The following is a 20,072-nucleotide window of genomic DNA, read 5'->3' as shown; positions in this document are numbered from 1 at the left end:
CCTCGGCCGGGTACCGTCCACGCGACGGGCCCGGCCGAACCACGTGCGGTCCCGATCCCGAAGCCCTGCGTACCGACAGGAGCCGGACACCATGCGCACCCCACACTCCCCGGCCGAGGAACCCGCCTCCGAACCACCCGCCGCCGAGCCACCCGCCGGCGACCACCCCGTGCGGGACGTACCGACGAGTCCGCTGCCCGAGCCGATCCGGCGATGGCTCGCCCATGCGGTGCCGCCCGGCGCGCCGACCCCGACCTCGGTGGAGCTGCGCGCGCACGGCCGGATCCGGGTACGGCGCCGGTGGTGCCCCTTCGAGTCCCGGCAGACCCTGACCCCGCCCACCGCGTTCCGCTGGGACGCGAGGGTGCGCGGGCCGGCGGGGATCCGGATCCGCGGCTTCGACCGCCTGGACGCGGCGGGCGGCGCGATGCGGTGGCGGCTGTTCGGCGTGGTGCCCTTCATCGGCGCGTCCGGTGCCGACGTGACCCGCAGCGCGGCCGGTCGCCTGGCCGGCGAATTCGTGTTCGTGCCCACCTTTGCGCTGCACCGCGACGTGCGTTGGCAGGGGTTGGACGACACGCGGGCTGTCGCCCATTTCGTCGTCGCCGGCCATCCCCGGGAGGTGACGGTGACCGTGACGCCCTCCGGCGCCCTGGCGTCGGTCTCGCTGCCCCGCTGGGGCAACCCCGACGGCGGTCGCCATCGTGAACACCGCTTCACCGCCACCTTCGACGGCGAGATCGCGCACGACGGATTCCTCCTGCCGACCGGAATCAGTGCCGGTTGGGACGACGCCGACGCGTTCATCCACTACGACATCGACGCGGCGGACTTCCGCCGCGCCGAGCCGTGACGTACACCCCGTCACGCACGGTGAGCGCGACCCGTTCTCTCGCACAGGGCCGTTCGGCCCTGGTCGAGGACCCGATGGGGTTCGAGAGTGGGGGGATGAGCGAAGACCTCGTGACGAATCGTCCCCTCGACCGCCGGGAGACGCTGGAGTTGATGGCCGGCGCACGCGTGGGACGTGTCGTCGTCAGCGAGGGCGCACTTCCGGCCGTGCACTTGGTGACGTTCGCCTTCGACGGGGAGTCGGTGGTCTTCCGCGCCCCCGCCGACTCCACGCTTGCGAAGGCCGTGGTGGACGCGGTGGTCGCGTTCCAGGCCGATTACATCGACCCGACGACGCTTGCCGGCTGGACGGGCACCATCACCGGCCACGCCTCCCGCGTCCGGGGCCCCGCGGCCGTCGCGCCCGTCGCGCGTCCCGAACACCCGCTGTCCGATGCCGAACCCGGGGAGAACCAGGCGTGGTTCTCGATCACTTCCGAGTTCGTCACCGGCCTGCTGGTGCGGCACACCACGGGCTCCGGTTCGCCGTCGGGACAGGCGACGGCGACCGACCCGCCGCCGGCTGCTTCGGGCGCGTGAGTTCGACCCGTCCACCCGACACCGCGATCCGTCAGGTGTTGCGGCCGATCGCTCTGCGGACGCCGTAGGCCGCGGCGCCGGCCGCGATCACGGCGGCCCCGGCGAGTACCGAGGCAAGCGGCAGGGCGAAGGCCAGGACCAGGCAGCCCGACGTGCCGACGATCGGCACGATCCGGGCCGGGCGACCCTCGTCGGGGGCGAGGGTCCAGGCGGCGGCGTTGGCGATCGCGTAGTAGGCCAACACGCCGAAGGACGAGAAGCCGATCGCGCCGCGCACGTCCGTCGTGGCGGCCAGGATCGCGACCACGCAGCCGACGGCCGGTTCGGCCCGGTGCGGGACGTGGAAGCGCGGATGCACGGCGGCCAGGGCGTGCGGCAGATGCCGGTCGCGGGCCATGGCCAGGGTGGTCCGGGAGACGCCCAGGATCAGCGCAAGGAGCGAGCCGAGTGCGGCGACGGCCGCACCGACCCGGACCACGGGCGCCAGGCCCGGGACACCCGCCGCACGAACCGCCTCGACCAGCGGCGCGGCGGCATCGGAGAGCCGGTCCGGGCCCAGTACCAGCAGGACGGCGACGGCGACCGCCGCGTACACCACGAGGGTGATGCCGAGGGCCAGCGGGATCGCACGGGGGATGGTCCGCTTCGGATCTTTGACCTCCTCGCCCAGCGTGGCGATGCGCGCGTACCCGGCGAACGCGAAGAACAACAGCCCGGCGGCCTGCAACACCCCGCCCGCGGAGGCGTCCGCCCCGACGTCCAGCCGCGCCGCGGCCACCGAACCCGACGTCAGGCACACCACGACCACCATGGTGAGCACCACCAGGACGACCGCGACCACCGCCCGGGTCAGCAGCGCGGACTTCTGCACGCCCGCGTAGTTCACCGCCGTCAGCACCACCACCGCGGCGACGGCGACCGCGTGCGCCTGGTCGGGCCACACGTACGAGCCGACCGTCAGCGCCATCGCCGCGCACGAGGCGGTCTTGCCGACCACGAAGCCCCACCCGGCCAGGTATCCCCAGAAGTCGCCGAGCCGCTCGCGTCCGTACACGTACGTGCCGCCCGACTGCGGGTAGCGGGCCGCCAGCCGCGCCGAGGACGTCGCGTTGCAGTACGCCACCACCGCCGCCAGCGCCAGGCCGAGCAACAGTCCGGAGCCGGCCGCCGACGCGGCCGGGGCCAGGGACGCGAAGATCCCGGCCCCGATCATCGAGCCCAACCCGATCACTACGGCGTCGGACACGCCCAGATGCCGTTTCAGCTCACCCCCGCCGACCGGCACCGCAGACGTACTCATCGTTCACTCCTCGACGACGACGGCCGCAGGGAGCCGATGGGACGGGCACTTCGACAGCGGTGCACGATATCGGAAGGGGATGTCGCACGGATGACGACGAGGGGAACCGCCGGGGCCGGACGGGCGGGCGCCGGCGGTGCCTTCACTGTTCCCGGGCAATGCTCCGATTCAGCGCAGGCGTCGCAGGTACGGGTCGTGTCCGGGGCGCGGCGCGAGGCGGATGCGGGCGTCGAGGACGGTGACGCCGTCGGGGCGGGCGACCAGCGGGTTCAGGTCCGCCTCCACGAGTTGCGGCACGTCGTCCGCGAGCCTGGACAGTCGATGCAGGACGTCCTCGATCCCGGCCGTGTCGACGGGCGCCGCCCCCCGGTGGCCGTAGAGCAGCGGCGCCCCGCGCGAGCCCGCGAGCAGCGTATGCGCGTCCAGGTCGGTCAGCGGGGTGAGCCGGGCGCCGTGGTCGGCCAGCACGTCGGTGGCCACGCCGCCGAGGCCGAACAGCACCAGCGGGCCGAGCACTTCGTCCTGGGTCACCCCGGCGATCAGTTCGACGCCGGACGCGGCCATGGGCTGCACCACCACGCTCTCCATCAGGGCGCCGACGCGATCGGCGAGGTCGGTGAAAGCCGCGCGCACCGCGTCGTCGCCGACCAGGCGCAGCCGGACCCCGCCGACGTCGCTCTTGTGCACGATGTGCGGGCCGTACGCCTTGAGCACGACCGCGCCGTCGGCGCCGAGCGGGGCGAGTTCGCGGGCGAGCGCCACCGCCTCGTCGGCGTCGAACGCCTGCCGCCACGGGCTGACCTCGATGCCGTAGGCGCCCAGCAGGCGGGCGCACGCGCGAGGCGGCAGCCATCCCCCGTCGGGCTCGCGCAGCAGATGATCGGCGACGAGCGCGCGGGCCGCGCCGCGGTCGACGTCGGGCAGCGGCGGTACCGTGCCGCGCGGGCGGGTCAGCCACATCGAGCGCTCGTAGGCGTGGGCGAGCGCGACGGCGGCGGTGCGCGCGTCGTTGTACACCGGCACCGTCCCGCCCACGGCGGGCAACAGCTCGACGGACGCTCCGCGTTCCGGGGCGATCACCAGGACGGGCCGCGCACGCACCGCGGGGCCCTCCAGGAGGTCGCCCAGCGGGTCGCCGAGGGCGGTCGGCGCGAGGGCCAAGACGACCGCGTCCACGTGGCCGGCCGCCAGGACCCGGTCCACGCAGCGGCGCAGCGTCTCGCCGTCGACGGTGGCGGTGGTGTCGACCGGGTTGGCGCACGCGGCGCCGGCGGGCAGGAGGGCGCGCAGGTCGGCTTCGAGGTCGGGGCCGAAGCGCGGTACGGCCAGCCCCGCGTCCACGCAGGCGTCGGCCGCCAGCACCCCCGCGCCGCCCGCGTTGCCGATCACCGCGACCGAGCCGCCGTCGGGCAGGGGTTGCGCGTGCAGCAGCGCCGCGACGGCGACCAGGTCGCCGAGGGTCTGTACGGCGGTCACGCCGGCCTGGCGGAACAGCGCGCCGCGCGCCACGGTCGGGGTGACCGCGGCGGCGGTGTGCGACCCGGCGGCGCGGCGGCCGGCGGCGGAGCGTCCCGCGTCCACGGTGAGCACCGGCTTGACGCGGCCGACGGTGCGCGCGATCCGGGAGAACTTGCGCGGGTTGCCGAAGGATTCCAGGTGCAGGATCGCCATCGTGGTGCGCGGGTCGGCCTGCCACCACTGGAGCATGTCGTTGCCACTGACGTCGTACTTGTCACCGAGTGACGCGAACGTGGACACGCCGATCCCCAGGCGGTTCAACTGCTCGATCAAGGCGATCCCCACACCGCCGGACTGCACCGCCACCCCGGCGCCGCCGCGCGTGGGGATGGTCCAGCCGAAGGTCGCGTTCAGGGCCGTCGCCGGGTCGGTCTGCGCGATGCCCAGGCAGTTCGGGCCGACCATGCGCATCCCGTGCCGCCGGATGGAGGCGTGCACGCGCGCGGCCTGCTCCGGCGTACCGCCCGAGGTCACCACGACCACGGCCCGCACGCCGACCCGTCCGCAGTCCTCGACCAGGTCGGGGACCCGGTCGGCCGGGACGGCCACCACGACCAGGTCGGGCACCTCGGGGAGCAGATCGGGCGTCGGGAACGCCGGTACCCCGTCCACCTGCGTCGCCGTGGGATGCAGTACGGCCAACGATCCGGCGTAGCCGGCCGCCATCACGTTGTGCAGCAGCGCCCGGCCGACCGAATCGGCCCGTCGCCCCGCGCCGGCGATCGCCACCGAGCGGGGCGCGAACAGCGGCACCAGACTGGCCACATCGGCCAACGCCTCGCGCCGCGCCACCGCGGTCAGGTAGCGCTCGATCGTCGGGATGTCGCCGTCCAACGGGATCTCGCAGCTCAGCACGCCGGACACGAGCCGGTTGCGGACCGGCATGCCCATGTCCTCCAGGACCCGCAACATCGGCCGGTTCCACGGCAACAGGTCCGCCACCAGCGTGCGTACGCCGTCCGCGCGGGCCATCGTCACCACGTGCTCGATCAGCAGCGTGCCGATCCCCCGGCCGTGCCACGCGTCGGCCACGGCCAGCGCGAGTTCCGCCTCGCCGGAGCGGGAGCCGGGGCCGGGGCCGTCGGCGCCGTTGTACTCGACGACCCCGACCACCTCGTCCCCATCGGGCGTGAGCGCGATCAGCGCACCGCAACCGTCCCGGTCGGGTGTGGTCACCCGCTCGGCGGTCTCGCGCGCCGCCGACTCCGACGCCCCGAAGAACCGCAGGTACAGATTCTCCGCCGACATCGCGCGGTGCATCGCCGACACCCGGTCCCGGTCCTCGGGTCCCGGACGCCGCAGCAGCACCGTCTCGCCGTCGGCGGCCAGCGCCCAGATCGCGTGCGGTGTACCGACCTCGTGCATGGTCCCGTTCCCTTCGGCCGGGGCGCGTTTCGCGCCGCTCGCGGCCAGCCTCGCGCCGATCCCGCGCACCGGGCAGGGCCGACCGGTCCGGGGACTCGGGCCCAATGGCCCTGCCCGGCTCCGGGCAGGGCGGGCAGTGTTCGAAGCACGGGCCGACAGGCGATCGTTCGGCCCCGGGGAGAAGGAGTCGACCGTGACCACGCACGTGGGAGCAACACCGATCGTCGTCGGCGTCGAAGACACCGACGCCGGCCGCCTCGCCGTCGTGTGGGCCGCCGACGAGGCCGCCCGACGCGGCCTGCCGCTGCGCCTGGTGCACGCGCTCGACTGGCCGGTCGGCGTCGAGCGCCGGCCCGAGCCGAACCCGCACCGCCTGACCTGGGGCGAACGTTTCCGCGCGACCGGCACAAGGGCCCTGGACGAAGCCCGTGCGTTGGTCGCGAGCCGCCACCCGCGGCTGACCACCGAGTCGGTCCTGGCCGACGGACCGCCGGTGGCCGTGCTGCGCGAGCACTCGCGGGACGCGGCGATGGTCGTGCTCGGCTCGCGCCGGCTGTCCGCGGCCACGGAGATGTTGACCACGGGCGGAATCGCGGTACCGGTCACCGCGCACGCGACCTGTCCGGTGGTCGTGGTCCGAGAGCCCGAGCACACGAGCGGCGAGCCGCCGACGATCGTGGTCGCGGTGGACGGGGCGCCGCACTCCGAACCGGCCGTGGCGTACGCCTTCGACGAGGCCGCCCGGCGCGGCGCCACGATCGTGGCCGTCAACGTCCGCCAGTTCTCCGGCGGGTTGTTGGCTGGGATGCGAATGCGCGAGGAGATGCAGGAGGGCCGACTGCGGCTCGCCGAGACGCTCGCGGGGTGGACGGAGAAGTACCCGAGCGTGCCGGTACACCGCGAGGTCGCCGTCGGACACCCGGTCGCAGTCCTGCGCGAGGCCGCCGAGCACGCCCTGTGCCTGGTCGTCGGCACGCGCGGACGCGGCGGCTTCGCGGGCCTGCTGCTCGGCTCGGTCGGTCAGGGCCTGATCCACCACGCCCGTTGCCCGCTGGTGATCGTCCCCACCTCGGCGGACGAGACATCCGCCGACCACGACTGAGCCCTCGCCGAACCGGGCATCGACGCACGGTCGGCCCCGACGCCCCCTCCCGTCTCCCACCCCCTGAAAGGGATTCCCCACCATGACCGAAGAATCGACCCCCCGTCCGGCTCCGCTCCAGGGACACGTCGTCGTCGGCTTCGACGGCTCCCCCGGCGCCGAACGAGCCGTGGACCTGGCCGCCGACGAGGCCGCCCGCCGAGACACCACCCTCGAAGTGCTGCACGCCCTGGAATGGGTCGAAGTCGCCGGCGGCGACGACCGCTTCGGGCAGCAGTTGCGCGAGAACGCCCGCGCCATCGTCGACCGGGGCGCCGACCGCGCACGCGCCAGACACGGCGACCTGCGGGTGCTCGCCACGGTCGAACTCGCCAACGCCATCGACGCGTTGGAGGCTGCGAGCGACCGCGCCGCCCTGCTCGTCGTCGGCAGCCGGGGCATGGGCGGCTTCGCCGGCCTCCTGATGGGCTCGGTCAGCCTGCCCGTCTCGGCGGCGGCCCGCTGCCCGATCCTGGTCGTCCACCCCGACCACGACACCGCCGTCGACCGTCCCGCGAAGCCGATCGTGGTCGGCGTCTCCGCCGACGACTGCGGCCCCGCCCTGGAAGCCGCCTTCGCCCAGGCGGCGGCCCGGAACCTGCCCGTACACGCCATCCACGCGTGGCGCTACCCGGCGTCGCTGGCCGGCGGCCTGGCGTTCGCCCCGGCCGTGTCGATCATCGACGACTGGCGCACGATGGCGGAGACCACCCTGGCCACCGCCCTCAAGCCCTTCCGCGACAAGCACCCGGACGTCCCCGTCACCGAGGACGTCGTCCTGGACACCACCGCCCACGCCCTGATCACCGCAAGCGCCGACGCCGACCTCCTGGTCCTCGCCGCCCACCGCAACACCGGCCGCTTCGGCCCCAACCTGGGCCGAGCCATCCACACAGCCCTACACCACGCCCGCTCCCCCATCCTCCTCACCCCGGTTCAGCCCCGCCCCACCCCCAAGTCCACCCAGCCCCCACACCCCGACAACCCTCGCTGATCATCCGTCGCACGGCGCCACTTCCGGTGTTGACCGACCCCGACGGCCACCCGTTCTGCGTGGTGGCGCACAACGCGGACGCCGGCGGCCGACCGATCGGCAACGGGAAGTACAGGGGAGGGTCGCGGATCGTATGCCCTGCCGCACACGATCCGCGCCCCCGGATGGTGACCGGGACCCCCGGTGCTCAGAGTTGTCCGGTGCTCGGGAAACGTTCCCAGACCCGGTGCGTGGCCAGCAACCGAGCCGTCGCGTCGACCACGGCCGCCGGATCGTTCTCGACGAGGACACCCGGGCTGTCGACGGGGATGCCCGCCGCGGCGAGGGCTTCGCCGGCCGTGGACCAGCCGCCGACGACTTTGGCGTGCCGGTACGCCTCGGCGAGGATCAGCGCGACGCGCGGGTCCAGCTCGCCCGTTCCGGAGCCCGCCTTGGCGTCGCGGGCGCCGTACGCGTCGGCGGCCGGTGCGGGTGCGCTCGCGAGCAGCACCGCGTCGAACTCCACCGAGCGGGCGGCGGCGAACGTACGCTGCACCGGAACTGGTTCGGCCGAGGAACCGCCGAGCGCGCCACCGGTCGGCGCGATGATCAGCGGGACCATGTCCGCCCCGGCGATCGCGTCCCGCGCCGTGCGCAGAGCGCCGAGATCGCTGCCCTCGTCCGCAACGATGCCGACGACGCGTCCGGCCACCGGCCAGGTTCCGCCGACCTGGGACAGTGCGGGGCTGGGCCGTACGGACACCGGCGGCTTCGTCGGCGCGGGCGCGGGCAGTCCCAGCCCGGCGGCGACCGCTGCGCACAGATGCTCGTCCACATTGGCCAACACACCCAGCGCCCGCTCGCGCACGGCGTCCTCGTAACACTTGGCGAGCTCGAACGTGTAGGCGCCGACCACATGTTCGCGTTCGACGTCGCTCAGGCTCAGCCAGAAGAGCCGCGCCTGGCCGAAGTGGTCGTCGAAGGACGCCGGTGCCTCGCGCACCTTCGTAGCGGCCGGTACCGCCACCGGGGTCTCCACGTACGCTCCCGCGTCGGCGCCGGCCAGGAACGGACAGCCCCCGTCGAGCGAGTTCGGGCGATACGGCGCGACGCCCGTGTGCACCGCGTCCTGATGGAAGCCGTCGCGCTGCATGTCGTTGATCGGCGCGTGCGTGCGGTTGATCGGGATCTGCGCGAAGTTGGGGCCGCCGAGACGGGTGATCTGGGTGTCCAGGTAGGAGAACAGCCGACCGGCCAGCAACGGATCGTCGGTCAGGTCGATCCCGGGGACGAGATGCCCCGGATGGAAGGCGACCTGCTCGGTCTCGGCGAAGAAGTTCTTCGGGTTGGCGTTCAGGGTGAGCAGCCCGATCGGCTGTACCGGCGCCAGTTCCTCCGGCACGATCTTGGTGGGATCCAGCAGATCGATGCCCTCGAACGTCTGCTCCGGCGTATCGGGAAAGGTCTGGATGCCGAATTCCCACTGCGGAAACGCGCCCGCCTCGATCGCGTCCGCCAGATCGCGCCGATGGAAGTCCGGGTCCATACCGTTGATCAGCTGCGCCTCCTCCCACACCAGTGAGTGCACGCCCGCCTTGGGCTTCCAGTGGAATTTCACCAGGGTGGTCGACCCGTCGGCGGCGACCAGTCGGAAGGTGTGGACGCCGAAGCCCTCCATGGTCCGGAAGGAGCGGGGGATGCCCCGATCGGACATGTTCCAGATGGTGTGGTGGGTGGCCTCGGTGTGCAACGAGACGAAATCCCAGAACGTGTCGTGCGCGCTCTGCGCCTGGGGGATCTCGCGATCCGGATGCGGCTTCCCCGCGTGGATGACGTCGGGGAACTTGATGGCGTCCTGAATGAAGAACACCGGGATGTTGTTGCCGACCAGGTCGAAGACACCCTCGGAGGTGTAGAACTTGGTCGCGAACCCCCGGGTGTCGCGCACGGTGTCCGCCGAGCCGCGCGAGCCGAGCACGGTGGAGAAGCGCACGAACACCGGCGTCTCCACCCCCTCGGCGAGGAACGCCGCCTTGGTGACCGATGTCGCCGTGCCGTAGCCGCGAAAAACGCCGTGCGCCGCCGCGCCGCGCGCGTGCACCACCCGCTCGGGAATGCGCTCGTGATCGAAATGGGTGATCTTCTCGCGCAGATGGTGGTCCTGGAGCAGTACCGGGCCGCGCGGCCCCGCCTTGAGCGAGTGGTCCGAGTCGGGTACGCGCAATCCCTGGGCGGTGGTCAGGAACGCGCCTGCCTGGGCCCGGGTGAACTGCTCGGCGCCGGTGGCCTGCCCCGTGGGGCTCTGGGTGGCCGGCCCGTCCTGATCGGGCTTGGGGGGAAGCGGGTCGTGCGGGTCCGTCGGTTCCGTCACCGATGGCGCACGGCTGCCGGGACGTCCGGGAATCCGCGGGGCGGGGTCGGACTGGCTCATCATTCCTCCGGGCACAGCGGTTGTTTGGACCGTTGCCGCTTGCCCGTCCACGCGCGGGTGATACATCCGACGGGCCGGGTTCCCCGGTTTCCCTCATTCGTCGTCACCCGAGGTCCAAAAGCCGGAACGCCCGAGTCCGGATACATCGGCCGGCGCGCCCGCGCGGGCGCGCTCATTGCCGGGTGAAGTCGATGTCCTCGGCCGGGAGGATGCGGGCTCCCATGTTGCGCTCCATCATGCGCAGCGCCGCGTCGGCGAGGTCCTCGTGGATGTGGGCGACGGCGTCCTGTGCCACGGTCACCTCGAAATGCCGGATGTGGGCGTCCAGCGCCGAGTAGAGCACGCACTGCTCGGTGACCTGCCCCGTGAGCACGATGTGCCGCACGCCTTTTGCGTGAGCAGGTATTCGAGCGGTGTCTGGTAGAAGATCGAATGGCGGGCCTTGACCACGTACAGGAGCGTTCGCTCATGGATCGCGAACCATGTCTCGACATCCACCGAAGCCCCGGGCGACTCGCCGTGGCGGCCGTGTCCGGCGAACTCGACGCGGACACGGCGCCCGGCCTCGATCGGCAAGTGCGCGAAGTGCTCGCCCGGCACCCGGATCTCGTCCTGGACCTGGCCGGAGTCGACGGGTGCGACTCCTCGGGGTTCGACGCGTTGTTACGGCTGCGCCGGCGCGCATCGGCGGCCGGCGGGCGATTGTTCCTGGCGTCCCCGCCACCTCGGATAGTCCGGCTCCTGGCGACGAGCCACTCGGACATCGTCTTCGCCGTGCACAGCGACGTCGACGACGCTCGGGCCGCGTACACCTGCGGGGAACACGAGCAGACCTCACCCTGAGGCGGACGACCCTCTCGCGGCTTCGCCGTCAGCCGCCGCAAACACAGGCGGCGGCGGGCGCCGGATCGACCTCGGGCCCACCCCCGCAACAGGCGTCGGCGCCCGGTGCCGGGCTCTTGCCCATTCGCTCGGCGTCGGCCTTGACGACGTAGACCTCCCACGGCTCCTTGCCGGGGCCGTGGACCCACACCTTGTCCTGGAGGGCGTAGCAGCAGGAGGTGTCGTCTTCCTCGAACGTGGCGAGCCCGGCGTCCTTGAGGCGGGTGGTGGCGGCGGTGACGTCGTCGGTGGAGCCGACCTCGACGCCGAGGTGGTCCAGACGGGTGTCCCGGCCGGCCTCGCCCTCGATCAGGACGAGCTTCAACGGCGGGTCGGTGACGGCGAAGTTCGCGTAGCCGGGTCGGCGCTTGGCGGGCTCTACGCCGAACAGCTTGGAGTAGAAGGCCACCGACGCGTCGAGGTCGGCGACGTTGAGCGCAAGTTGCACACGGGACATGACAGCTGCCTCCATCGGCTTGTATCGATGTTGATCGATACAAGCTTGCGCCTTGGATCGAAGAACGTCAACATAGAGGAATGTCGAAACAGAAACTCGTGGTGCTCGGGCAGGACGCCGACGGATGTTGCCCGGCCGCCCTGCTGACCGCCCCGCTGGACGAGGAGCAGGCCCTCGACCTGGCGCGGGTGTTCAAGGCGCTGGGCGACCCGGTGCGGCTGCGGCTGCTGTCGATGATCGCCTCCCGTGCGGGCGGGGAGATCTGCGTCTGCGATCTCACCCCGGCGTTCGACCTGTCCCAGCCGACGATCTCCCACCACCTCAAGCTGCTCAAGCAGGCCGGGCTGATCGCCTCCGAACGGCGCGGGACATGGGTGTACTACCGACTCCTGCCCGCCACGACCGACCGCCTCGCCGCGATCCTCACCCGCCCCGCCGGCGACCCCCTCCCCGACCCCGCCCCCACTCCGGTCGACGCGTGAGCGCCCCGGCCGCGACCCCCGCGGGACCGGTCGCCGGACGACTGTCGTTCCTCGACCGTTTCCTCGCGGTGTGGATCCTGCTCGCGATGGCCGCCGGCCTCGGCCTGGGCCGACTCGTCCCCGGCCTCGGCGACGCGCTCGCGAAGGTGACGGTCACAGGCGTCTCGCTGCCGATCGCGCTCGGCCTGCTCGTGATGATGTACCCGGTGCTCGCGAAGGTGCGCTGGGACCGGCTCGACACCGTCACCCGCGACCGGCGGCTGCTCGTGCCGTCCCTGGTCCTGAACTGGGTCGTCGGTCCCGCGCTGATGTTCGCCCTCGCGTGGCTGATGCTGCCCGACCTGCCCGAGTACCGCACCGGCCTGATCATCGTCGGCCTGGCCCGCTGCATCGCCATGGTGATCATCTGGAACGACCTCGCCTGCGGCGACCGCGAGGCCGCCGCCGTCCTGGTCGCGCTCAACTCGGTGTTCCAGGTGATCGCCTTCGCCGCACTCGGCTGGTTCTACCTCGACGTGCTGCCCGGATGGCTCGGCCTGGACCGCACCGCCCTGGACGTGTCCGTATGGGAAATCGCCCGCAGCGTGCTGATCTTCCTCGGCATCCCGCTCCTGGCCGGATTCCTCACCCGCCGCCTCGGCGAGAAGACCCGCGGCCGCACCTGGTACGAGACGAGACTGATCCCCAGGATCGGCCCGTTCGCCCTGTACGGACTCCTGTTCACCATCGTCGTGCTCTTCGCCCTCCAAGGCGACGCCGTCACCTCCAAACCGCTCGACGTCGCCCGGATCGCGCTGCCCCTGCTCGCCTACTTCGCGCTGATGTGGGGCGGATCCATGGCCGTCGCACGCGCCGTCGGCCTGGACCATGCGCGGGCCACGACACTGGCGTTCACCGCCGCGGGCAACAACTTCGAACTCGCCATCGCGGTCGCCATCGCCACCTTCGGCGCCTCCTCCGGACAGGCCCTCGCCGGAGTCGTCGGGCCCCTCATCGAGGTACCGGTGCTGATCGGCCTCGTGTACGTCGCCCTCGCCGCCCGCCGCCACTTCCCCCAACCCACCGCCACCGCAGCCCCGGAAGGTCCCGCCCGTGTCTGAACCCGCCACGCCATCCGTGCTGTTCGTGTGCGTCCACAACGCCGGACGGTCCCAGATGGCCGCCGCCTGGCTCACCCACCTCGCCGACGGCCGGGTCGAGGTACGCTCCGCCGGATCCGCGCCCGCCGACGCCGTCAACCCGGCCGCCGTCGCGGCAATGGCGGAGGTCGGCATCGACATGTCCGCCGAGACGCCGAAGATCCTGACCACGGAGGCGGTACGCGCGTCCGACGTGGTGATCACCATGGGTTGCGGCGACACCTGCCCGATCCTCCCCGGCAGGCGATACCTCGACTGGAGGCTCGACGACCCCGCCGGACAGGGTGTCGAGGCCGTGCGGCCGATCCGCGACGAGATCGAACGACGCGTCCGCGCCCTGCTCGCCGAACTCGGCGTCGAGGCGGCCTGACCGGCGCCGCCGTGTGCCGCACACCGACGATCGCCTTCCCCGCGTTCGGGCGTTCGCCAGGCGACATCGGCCGGGAACGCCCGAGCCGGTCCCGGCCGTGTACCCGGTTCGCCGATCTTCCGCGTCGGGCTCGGGCAGGCTTGTCACGTGACCTACTTCGTACACGTCGACGTCGTCCCCCCGAGCGGCCATCCGCCTCTGGACAACCTGCGGCGGGCGGGCATAGCAAGCCTGCTCGCCGAACCCCTGGAGCGCCTGGAGGGCGTCGACGGCCCCGACGACATGCGCATCGACCTCGACGACTTCCGCGTCGGCTCGCATCCCGAAGGCGCCCTGGTGCTCATGGAACTGAACGCCCCCGCGCTGGAGTTCGCCGAGACGGCGGCCCGTGAGGTGGTCGAGGAGATCCTGGAGAACACCGAAGGCTTGGAGGAGTGGGTGGTTGCCTCGTGCGAGGTCAAATTGCACGACGCGCTCGCGCGAAAGAGCCTCGCCGCCGCCGACGGCCCCGACGCGCCGCCCGCGGACCCGGCAGAGCGCGCCCTACTCCACCGCCGCCCCGTGCCGGACCCGAACGTGGGCGCGCCGACCCACGAGGAAGTCGAGAGGTATTGCAGGCGACTTCGGAGCCTGGCCCCACGTCTGACCTGTTTCGCCGCAGCCCGATTCGGTCACACCGACTCGGACCCGCTCCCCCACGCCACCGTCGAACTGGCGGCAGGCGCCCTCGTCTACGCCATCGATCTGCTCACCGACGAACTCTTCGGCGACCTGGTGAGCCTGGCCGAGGACGAAGTGGCCGACCATGTCGAGGACTCCGACGCGGACTTCTTCATTCTGGACGAACTTCCGCCCGCCTTCGCCGAGCAGTACACCGAGTTGTTCGTCCGCCGATTCATCATCGCCGCCGCCGGTGTGACCCAACGCCTCACCTCGACCGCGTGGCACCCACCCGCCACCACGGCCGAGGCACTCGCCCTGCACCTCCTCCTCCAGGAAGCCGTCCCCGTCCTCGACATCCACGGCCTGTACGACCACGACATCAAGAGCGCATACGCCGCGTTCAGAGAGGCGGTTCTGGGGGATCTCGACCCGGAGTGGCTCTACGAGGAAGACCCGTTCGACGAACAGGGCTCGGTCACCGACTGGTTCAAAACCTTCGGATCCGACACGCGGGTCCACTTCTACACCCTCGGCGACTGACCAACGCGGCACCAACAAGCCGGCCGCCACCACACATCACGGCACCCGCCGTGGTCGCCGGCGAAACGATGTGGCGTAGGTATGCCTGTGGGTCATGCATGAACCGGCGCCGGCGGTCGACGATTTGAACGTAGCCTCGGACGGGGCCGACCACGCCCCGGACGACACATGAACCACCAAAGGACACACGTGAGCACAGAGCGATACCACATCTCGGTCTCAGGCCATGTGCTCGACGACCTGCGCGAGCGGCTGCTACGCACCCGGTTCACCACCGCGACGAACCCGGTGTACTGGGCGGCCGGGGTCGATCCCGGCGCCCTGCGCGAGCTGGTGGCGTACTGGGCGGACGGCTTCGACTGGCGGGCGGCCGAGGCTCGGCTGAACGCGTACCCACACTTCCGCGCCGAAGTCGGCGGGCGCAAGGTGCACTTCGTGCACATGCGCGGCAAGGGCCCGGCCGGTGGACCAACCCCCTTGCCGCTGGTACTCAGCCACGGATGGCCGAGCAGCTTCGTGGAGATGTTGCGGATCGCCGAGCTGCTGACCGACCCGGGCGCACACGGCGCAGACCCGGCGGACGCATTCGACGTGGTGATCCCGTCGCTGCCCGGGTTCGCCTTCTCCGAGCCGCCGAGCGGCCCGTTCACGCGGCGCGCGGTCGCCGAGACGTGGCACGCGCTGATGACCGACGTACTCGGCTACCCTCGCTTCGGTGCCGAGGGCGGCGACATCGGCAGTGGGATTACGCAGTGGCTCGGCGCGCTGTTCCCGGACGAGGTGGCCGGCGTACTCGTCACCTCGTCGGTGGTCCCGACCGACTTCGGCGCGGCGCCGCCGACGCCCGAGGAGCAGCAATTCCTGGACGCGCTGGCCGTGTACGACGCCGCCGACGGCGGCTACAGCGCGATCATGTCCACCCGCCCGGACACCGTCGCGGCCGCGCTGATGGACTCCCCGGCGGGACTGCTGGCGTGGATCGTGGACAAGTACCGCGACTGGAGCGACTGCGGCGGCGACGTGACGACGCGCTGGGACCGCGACACGCTGCTGACGGTGGCGACGCTGTACTGGGCGACCGAGTCGATCGGCACGTCGTTCCGCGAGTACCACGACTGGTCGCACGACCGGCCGCTGCCGCCGATCACCGTGCCCGGCGCCGTGACGCTGAGCAACGAACCGGCGTTCCGCGGCATGCCCCGCGGCCTCGCCGAACGGACCTTCACCGACCTGCGGCAATGGCACACCCCGGAGCGCGGCGGACACTTCATGGCCCACGAGGAACCCGAACAACTGGCCCGCGACCTGCGAGACTTCTTCCGACCGTTGCGAGTCCGGGACCGGTAGGACTTCGCCGGTTTCCCGGAATTTGCCGGTTCGGTCGTATCCCTTCGCCCGGCATGGACGCCTGTGTGAGTGTTTCGCTTGCTCGGGCACGAACCCCGTCCTGCCCGGTCGTTCGCGCGGCTCACGAGATGCCCGCGACAGCAGGTCGGTGTCGTGGTCGAGGTCTGCCTTCCACCAAAGGAGCCTCGATGAATCGAAGAGTGACCACCACCGGGACCGTCCTCGCCTTACTCGCCGGCCTCACCGTCGGCGCGACGACCCAGTCGGCCGCGGCCGAACCGCCCGCGCCGCCCGGCTCTCAGGCGCTCGCCGTCTCCGCTGCCGACCGGGCCGCCGCAAGCGGCCTGGACGTTCTGGCCAAGGGACCCGACGAGCAGTACGAACGGCAGTCGGTGACGCCGTGGGTCGACGATCTGTACTCCGTCGCCTACGAGCGCACCTACCGCGGCCTGCCGGTCGTCGGCGGCGACGCCGTCGTCCTCGCCGACGGCAAGGGTCGCGTCCGCGCGACCCAGTCCGCGAGCGACGTACGGATATCCACCCCGGTTCACCCGATCGTGACGGCCGACGCCGCGGAGACCACCTCCAGGGCCGAACTCGCTTCGGTGGACCGGGTCGAGTCGCACCGCCTGGTCGTCCGGGTCGGGGACGATCGGAGCAATCTCGCCTGGGAGACCGTGCTCGTCGGCCGCACCGCGACCGCGCCCAGCAGGCTGCACGTCTTCGTCGACGCGAGCACGGGCACGGTGCTCGACAAGGTCGACGACGTCAAGGCCGGCACCGGCAACAGCCAGTGGAACGGCCCGAACATCCCGATCGACACCACCAAGTCCGGTGCCAGGTATTCGCTGCGCGACCCGGGCCGACCCGGCCTGTCCTGCGCGGACTACTCCACCGGGACGGTGTTCTCCAAGTCCACCGACTCGTGGGGCAACGGCCAGGCATCCAGCAAGGAAACCGGCTGCGCCGACGTCATGTTCGCGGCCCAAAAAGAATGGAACATGCTCCGCGACTGGCTCGGTCGCAACGGGCACAACGGCAGCGGCGGCAGCTGGCCGGTCAAGGTCGGCCTGAACGACGTCAACGCCTACTGGGACGGCTCGTCCGTCTCGATCGGCCACAACCAGAGCAACCAGTGGATCGGCTCGATGGACGTCGTCGGCCACGAATTCGGCCACGGCATAGACCAGTTCACCCCCGGCGGCGCCAACGGTGAAGCCGGACTCGGCGAGGGCACCGGCGACATCATGGGCGCGCTGACCGAGGCGTACACCAACGAATCCTCGCCCTACGACACCCCCGACTACACCGTCGGCGAAACGGTCAACCTGGTCGGCCAGGGGCCCATCCGCTACATGTACAAGCCCTCCACCAACGGCGACCCGAACTGCTACAGCTCGTCGATCCCCAACACCGAGGAGCACGCGGCGGCCGGACCGCTCAACCACTGGTTCTACCTGCTCGCCGAGGGCACCAACCCGGGCGGCGGCAAGCCGACCAGCCCGACCTGCAACAACACCACCCTCTCGGGCGTGGGCATCCAGAAGGCGGGCAAGGTCTTCTACGGCGGCATGTTGCTCAAGACCAGCGGCATGACCTACAAGAAGTACCGCACCGCGACCCTGAAATCGGCGAAATCCCTCGACCCCACCTGCGGTCTGTTCAACAAGACCAAGGCGGCGTGGAACGCCATCAGCGTGCCCGCCCAGTCCGCCGACCCCACCTGCACCGCGGGTTCCGGCCTGGACGACTTCTCGGTCGCCTTCACCTCGCCCTCGGGCATCGTGACACCGGGCGACTCGATCACGACCGCGGTGAGCACGGCCGTGACCGCGGGCGCGGCGCAGAACGTCACGCTGTCCACGAGCGGTCTGCCCACCGGTGTGACCGCGACCATCACCCCGGCGTCCGCCGAGGTGGGCGGCTCGACGCTGACCCTGTCGGCGAGTTCGACCGCGCCGGCAGGCACCTACCCCGTGACCGTCACCGGTAGCGGCCCCACCGCCACCCACACCGCCCGGTACACCCTCACCGTGACGGGTCCCGGCAACCGCAGCCTGGCGCCGCCCGACATCAACGTGGCGAACGTGCAGGCGCATCTGGCCCAGCTCAACCAGATCGCGAACCAGAACGGTGGCAACCGCCGTGCGGGCAGCGCGGGTTACACCGCGTCCGTGGCCTATGTGAAGGGCAAGCTCCAGGCCGCCGGCTTCACCGTGTCCGAGCAGGTCTGCACCTCCTGCCGATACCGCTCCAACAACCTGATCGCCGACTGGCCCGGCGGCCCCGCCGACCAGGTCGTCATGTTCGGCGCCCACCTGGACGGCGTCAGTGCCGGTCCCGGCATCAACGACAACGGCTCCGGCTCGGCCACCCTCCTGGAGAACGCCCTCGCGCTCGCCCGGGCCAACCCCACGCTCACCAAGCACGTGCGCTTCGGCTGGTGGGCCGGCGAGGAACAGGGCCTCCAGGGCTCGCAGTTCTACGTCAGCCAACTCACCTCGACACAGCGCGCCGCAATCAGGGGCTATTACAACTTCGACATGGTCGCCTCACGCAACGCGGGCTACTTCGTCAACAACATCAACTCGGCCACCGCCGCGCCCCTCAAGGCGTACTGGGACACGCTGAACCTGCGTCCCGAGGAGAACGTCGAGGGCCAAGGCCGCTCCGACGACTACTCCTTCCAGCGGGCCGGCATCCCCACCTCGGGCTACGCAGCAGGCGCCAGTGCCACCAAGACCTCGGCGCAGGCGGCCAAGTGGGGCGGCAGGGCCGGCGCGTCCTACGACGCGTGCTACCACTCCGCGTGTGACACGACGAGCAACATCGACGCCACGGTACTCAACCGCAGCGCCGACGGCGTGGCATACACGATCTGGAAGACCGCGGTCGCGGTCACCACGCCCACCGCGTAACCCTCAACGATCGCCGGTACCGGCCGCCCGAAGCAGGTCGGTACCGGCGATCCCCGCCCCCACACAGCCGACGGCCACGGGGGTGCCGACCGGGCGCGCGGGGATCCGATGAGGTCGGCGCAGGCTCGAATCGCTCCCACGACCCATCGCCGCCGCCTTCGACGGGACGCAACGAGGAGGCGGGGACGACGCGAAGCGCCCTGCCGCACGCCGACGGCCGGCATGACGAGCATCTGCATGCGCGGGTCCGGGGCGACGCCTGGCCCGACGCCGGAGTCACCCGCGGTCGGTGACGGCTGTGAGCGGACCAGGACGTCGAGGGGGACGGGCGCACGAACGACGAGGCTGCCGTGTTCGAGGATGTGCCGCGCGGGTCGTATCGCGGTGATGCCGGCGAAGCCGTAGAGCAGGCGCCCGGTCGTGGCGCCCTCCAACAGCCATAGGGCCTCGGCGCCGGAGATCTCGATCAGGCGGGGTTGGGCGGCGGTCATCGTGCGTCCTCCCTGACGGAATCCGCGGTGTCGACGGGAACCGGTCGCGGGCGTGCCGCGGTCGGTACGGGCTCAGGGGCCGGGCTCAGGAGCCTGGTTCAGGGGTGCTCCGGCAGGTCGATGCCGTGTTGTTCGGCGAGTCGTTCCAGGGCGTCCAGGCGTGCCTGCCAGACCTCCGTGCCGTATGCGTCCTCGTCCTGACGGGCCTGATCGAGCTTGTCGCGGGCCTCTTCGATGCCGCCGGTCAGTTCGTGGATGAATTCCCCCACGGGGTGCCTCCTGGAGTGGTGGGCGGGGCAAGTGCGGCGGCGGTGCTGTCGACCTTCGACGAATGCGTTCGTTGTACGCCCCTCCATCTCCTGACACTTGCCGCAGTTGCCAATCTTATCAATTGCTAAGCTATCGTCTTCGTCGGGCTTAGGTCTCGTGTTGCCGAGTCGGCACGGGAGCGACCCGAGAGGGAGGTGGACGCGGATGCCGGGAAGCTGGGGGGATCTGTTCAGGTGCGCCGTGTGGACGCGGGCTCGCGAAACGGCCGCGCGATCGAGATCGGCGCGAGGATCGGACCGGTGTGCGGCGCGGAGCGGTACGGGCTGCGGATCGTCGCGCCGCAGCGGCGCGCGG

16 protein-coding genes and 1 pseudogene are annotated in these 20,072 nt (G+C 71.6%); 11 read left to right on the top strand and 6 right to left on the bottom strand.

What is annotated here, in order from left to right:
- Nucleotides 1-91: 91 nt before the first annotated feature.
- Nucleotides 92-853: a DUF6544 family protein gene (locus ACWGR4_RS32155; protein ID WP_452131888.1), complete on the top strand. Its 762-nt coding sequence runs from the start codon at nt 92-94 to the stop codon at nt 851-853.
- A gap of 95 nt (nt 854-948) precedes the next feature.
- Nucleotides 949-1,431, top strand: a complete 483-nt coding sequence (locus tag ACWGR4_RS32150; RefSeq protein WP_452131889.1) for a pyridoxamine 5'-phosphate oxidase family protein — start codon at nt 949-951, stop codon at nt 1,429-1,431.
- Between the two features lie 31 nt (nt 1,432-1,462).
- Here the strand turns inward: ACWGR4_RS32150 and ACWGR4_RS32145 are convergent, their stop codons facing one another.
- Together ACWGR4_RS32145 and ACWGR4_RS32140 are read right to left on the bottom strand one after the other, a co-directional pair.
- Nucleotides 1,463-2,731: an APC family permease gene (locus ACWGR4_RS32145; protein ID WP_452131890.1), complete on the bottom strand. Its 1,269-nt coding sequence runs from the start codon at nt 2,729-2,731 to the stop codon at nt 1,463-1,465.
- Nucleotides 2,732-2,899: 168 nt separating this feature from the next.
- The gene (locus tag ACWGR4_RS32140; RefSeq protein ID WP_452131891.1) at nt 2,900-5,614 is read right to left on the bottom strand and encodes a bifunctional acetate--CoA ligase family protein/GNAT family N-acetyltransferase; all 2,715 of its coding nucleotides are present in this window, start codon (nt 5,612-5,614) and stop codon (nt 2,900-2,902) included.
- 193 nt (nt 5,615-5,807) lie between these two features.
- Between ACWGR4_RS32140 and ACWGR4_RS32135 the strand changes: the two genes are divergently transcribed.
- Together ACWGR4_RS32135 and ACWGR4_RS32130 are read left to right on the top strand one after the other, a co-directional pair.
- Entirely contained in the window at nt 5,808-6,716 is a 909-nt protein-coding gene (locus ACWGR4_RS32135; RefSeq protein WP_452131892.1) for a universal stress protein, read from the top strand.
- 82 nt (nt 6,717-6,798) lie between these two features.
- Entirely contained in the window at nt 6,799-7,749 is a 951-nt protein-coding gene (locus ACWGR4_RS32130; protein ID WP_452131893.1) for a universal stress protein, read from the top strand.
- A 187-nt stretch (nt 7,750-7,936) separates the two neighbouring features.
- Here the strand turns inward: ACWGR4_RS32130 and ACWGR4_RS32125 are convergent, their stop codons facing one another.
- Nucleotides 7,937-10,162 (bottom strand): catalase, encoded by a 2,226-nt coding sequence (locus ACWGR4_RS32125; protein WP_452131911.1) that lies wholly within the window; start codon nt 10,160-10,162, stop codon nt 7,937-7,939.
- A 169-nt stretch (nt 10,163-10,331) separates the two neighbouring features.
- Nucleotides 10,332-10,615 (bottom strand): annotated as a pseudogene (locus ACWGR4_RS32120) (cysteine hydrolase family protein); the annotation flags it as partial.
- 12 nt (nt 10,616-10,627) lie between these two features.
- On the opposite strand from ACWGR4_RS32120, the gene ACWGR4_RS32115 reads away from it, so the two are divergent.
- Nucleotides 10,628-11,002 carry an STAS domain-containing protein gene (locus tag ACWGR4_RS32115; protein WP_452131894.1) on the top strand — a complete coding sequence of 125 codons (375 nt, stop codon included), beginning with the start codon at nt 10,628-10,630 and terminating at the stop codon, nt 11,000-11,002.
- Nucleotides 11,003-11,030: 28 nt separating this feature from the next.
- On the opposite strand, the gene ACWGR4_RS32110 is transcribed toward ACWGR4_RS32115, so the two are convergent.
- Complete coding sequence (locus tag ACWGR4_RS32110; RefSeq protein WP_452131895.1) at nt 11,031-11,498, bottom strand: ArsI/CadI family heavy metal resistance metalloenzyme; 468 nt, start codon at nt 11,496-11,498, stop codon at nt 11,031-11,033.
- Between the two features lie 80 nt (nt 11,499-11,578).
- Here ACWGR4_RS32110 and ACWGR4_RS32105 point away from each other — a divergent pair, with 80 nt between their 5' ends.
- The 6 genes from ACWGR4_RS32105 to ACWGR4_RS32080 all read left to right on the top strand — a co-directional run bounded on the left by ACWGR4_RS32105 (nt 11,579) and on the right by ACWGR4_RS32080 (nt 18,957).
- A complete protein-coding gene (locus ACWGR4_RS32105) occupies nt 11,579-11,980 on the top strand; it encodes an ArsR/SmtB family transcription factor (protein ID WP_452131896.1) in 402 nt (133 codons plus the stop codon).
- A complete protein-coding gene (arsB, locus tag ACWGR4_RS32100; protein ID WP_452131897.1) occupies nt 11,977-13,080 on the top strand; it encodes an ACR3 family arsenite efflux transporter in 1,104 nt (367 codons plus the stop codon). The genes ACWGR4_RS32105 and arsB overlap by 4 nt, the downstream gene beginning before the upstream one ends.
- Nucleotides 13,073-13,489 (top strand): arsenate reductase ArsC, encoded by a 417-nt coding sequence (locus ACWGR4_RS32095; RefSeq protein WP_452131898.1) that lies wholly within the window; start codon nt 13,073-13,075, stop codon nt 13,487-13,489. The genes arsB and ACWGR4_RS32095 overlap by 8 nt, the downstream gene beginning before the upstream one ends.
- A 147-nt stretch (nt 13,490-13,636) precedes the next feature.
- On the top strand, nt 13,637-14,692 hold the full coding sequence (locus ACWGR4_RS32090; protein ID WP_452131899.1) for a hypothetical protein: 1,056 nt from the start codon (nt 13,637-13,639) through the stop codon (nt 14,690-14,692).
- Nucleotides 14,693-14,881: 189 nt separating this feature from the next.
- Nucleotides 14,882-16,039 carry an epoxide hydrolase family protein gene (locus ACWGR4_RS32085; protein ID WP_452131900.1) on the top strand — a complete coding sequence of 386 codons (1,158 nt, stop codon included), beginning with the start codon at nt 14,882-14,884 and terminating at the stop codon, nt 16,037-16,039.
- A gap of 188 nt (nt 16,040-16,227) precedes the next feature.
- Nucleotides 16,228-18,957 (top strand): M28 family peptidase, encoded by a 2,730-nt coding sequence (locus tag ACWGR4_RS32080; RefSeq protein ID WP_452131901.1) that lies wholly within the window; start codon nt 16,228-16,230, stop codon nt 18,955-18,957.
- Between the two features lie 589 nt (nt 18,958-19,546).
- Here the strand turns inward: ACWGR4_RS32080 and ACWGR4_RS32075 are convergent.
- The gene (locus ACWGR4_RS32075) at nt 19,547-19,717 is read right to left on the bottom strand and encodes a hypothetical protein (RefSeq protein ID WP_380010776.1); all 171 of its coding nucleotides are present in this window, start codon (nt 19,715-19,717) and stop codon (nt 19,547-19,549) included.
- Between the last annotated feature and the right edge of the window lie 355 nt (nt 19,718-20,072).

This window comes from Embleya sp. NPDC055664, from assembly GCF_053618075.1.
This window is presented reverse-complemented; position numbering and strand designations above follow the sequence as displayed.

Bases quoted from the DNA above. Each gene is read 5' to 3' on its own strand.
- ACWGR4_RS32155 (WP_452131888.1), top strand. From the start codon at position 92: ATGCGCACCCCACACTCCCCGGCCGAGGAACCCGCCTCCGAACCACCC.
- ACWGR4_RS32150 (WP_452131889.1), top strand. From the start codon at position 949: ATGAGCGAAGACCTCGTGACGAATCGTCCCCTCGACCGCCGGGAGACG.
- ACWGR4_RS32145 (WP_452131890.1), bottom strand. From the start codon at position 2,731: ATGAGTACGTCTGCGGTGCCGGTCGGCGGGGGTGAGCTGAAACGGCAT.
- ACWGR4_RS32140 (WP_452131891.1), bottom strand. From the start codon at position 5,614: ATGCACGAGGTCGGTACACCGCACGCGATCTGGGCGCTGGCCGCCGAC.
- ACWGR4_RS32130 (WP_452131893.1), top strand. From the start codon at position 6,799: ATGACCGAAGAATCGACCCCCCGTCCGGCTCCGCTCCAGGGACACGTC.
- ACWGR4_RS32125 (WP_452131911.1), bottom strand. From the start codon at position 10,162: ATGATGAGCCAGTCCGACCCCGCCCCGCGGATTCCCGGACGTCCCGGC.
- ACWGR4_RS32115 (WP_452131894.1), top strand. From the start codon at position 10,628: ATGGATCGCGAACCATGTCTCGACATCCACCGAAGCCCCGGGCGACTC.
- ACWGR4_RS32110 (WP_452131895.1), bottom strand. From the start codon at position 11,498: ATGTCCCGTGTGCAACTTGCGCTCAACGTCGCCGACCTCGACGCGTCG.
- ACWGR4_RS32105 (WP_452131896.1), top strand. From the start codon at position 11,579: ATGTCGAAACAGAAACTCGTGGTGCTCGGGCAGGACGCCGACGGATGT.
- ACWGR4_RS32080 (WP_452131901.1), top strand. From the start codon at position 16,228: ATGAATCGAAGAGTGACCACCACCGGGACCGTCCTCGCCTTACTCGCC.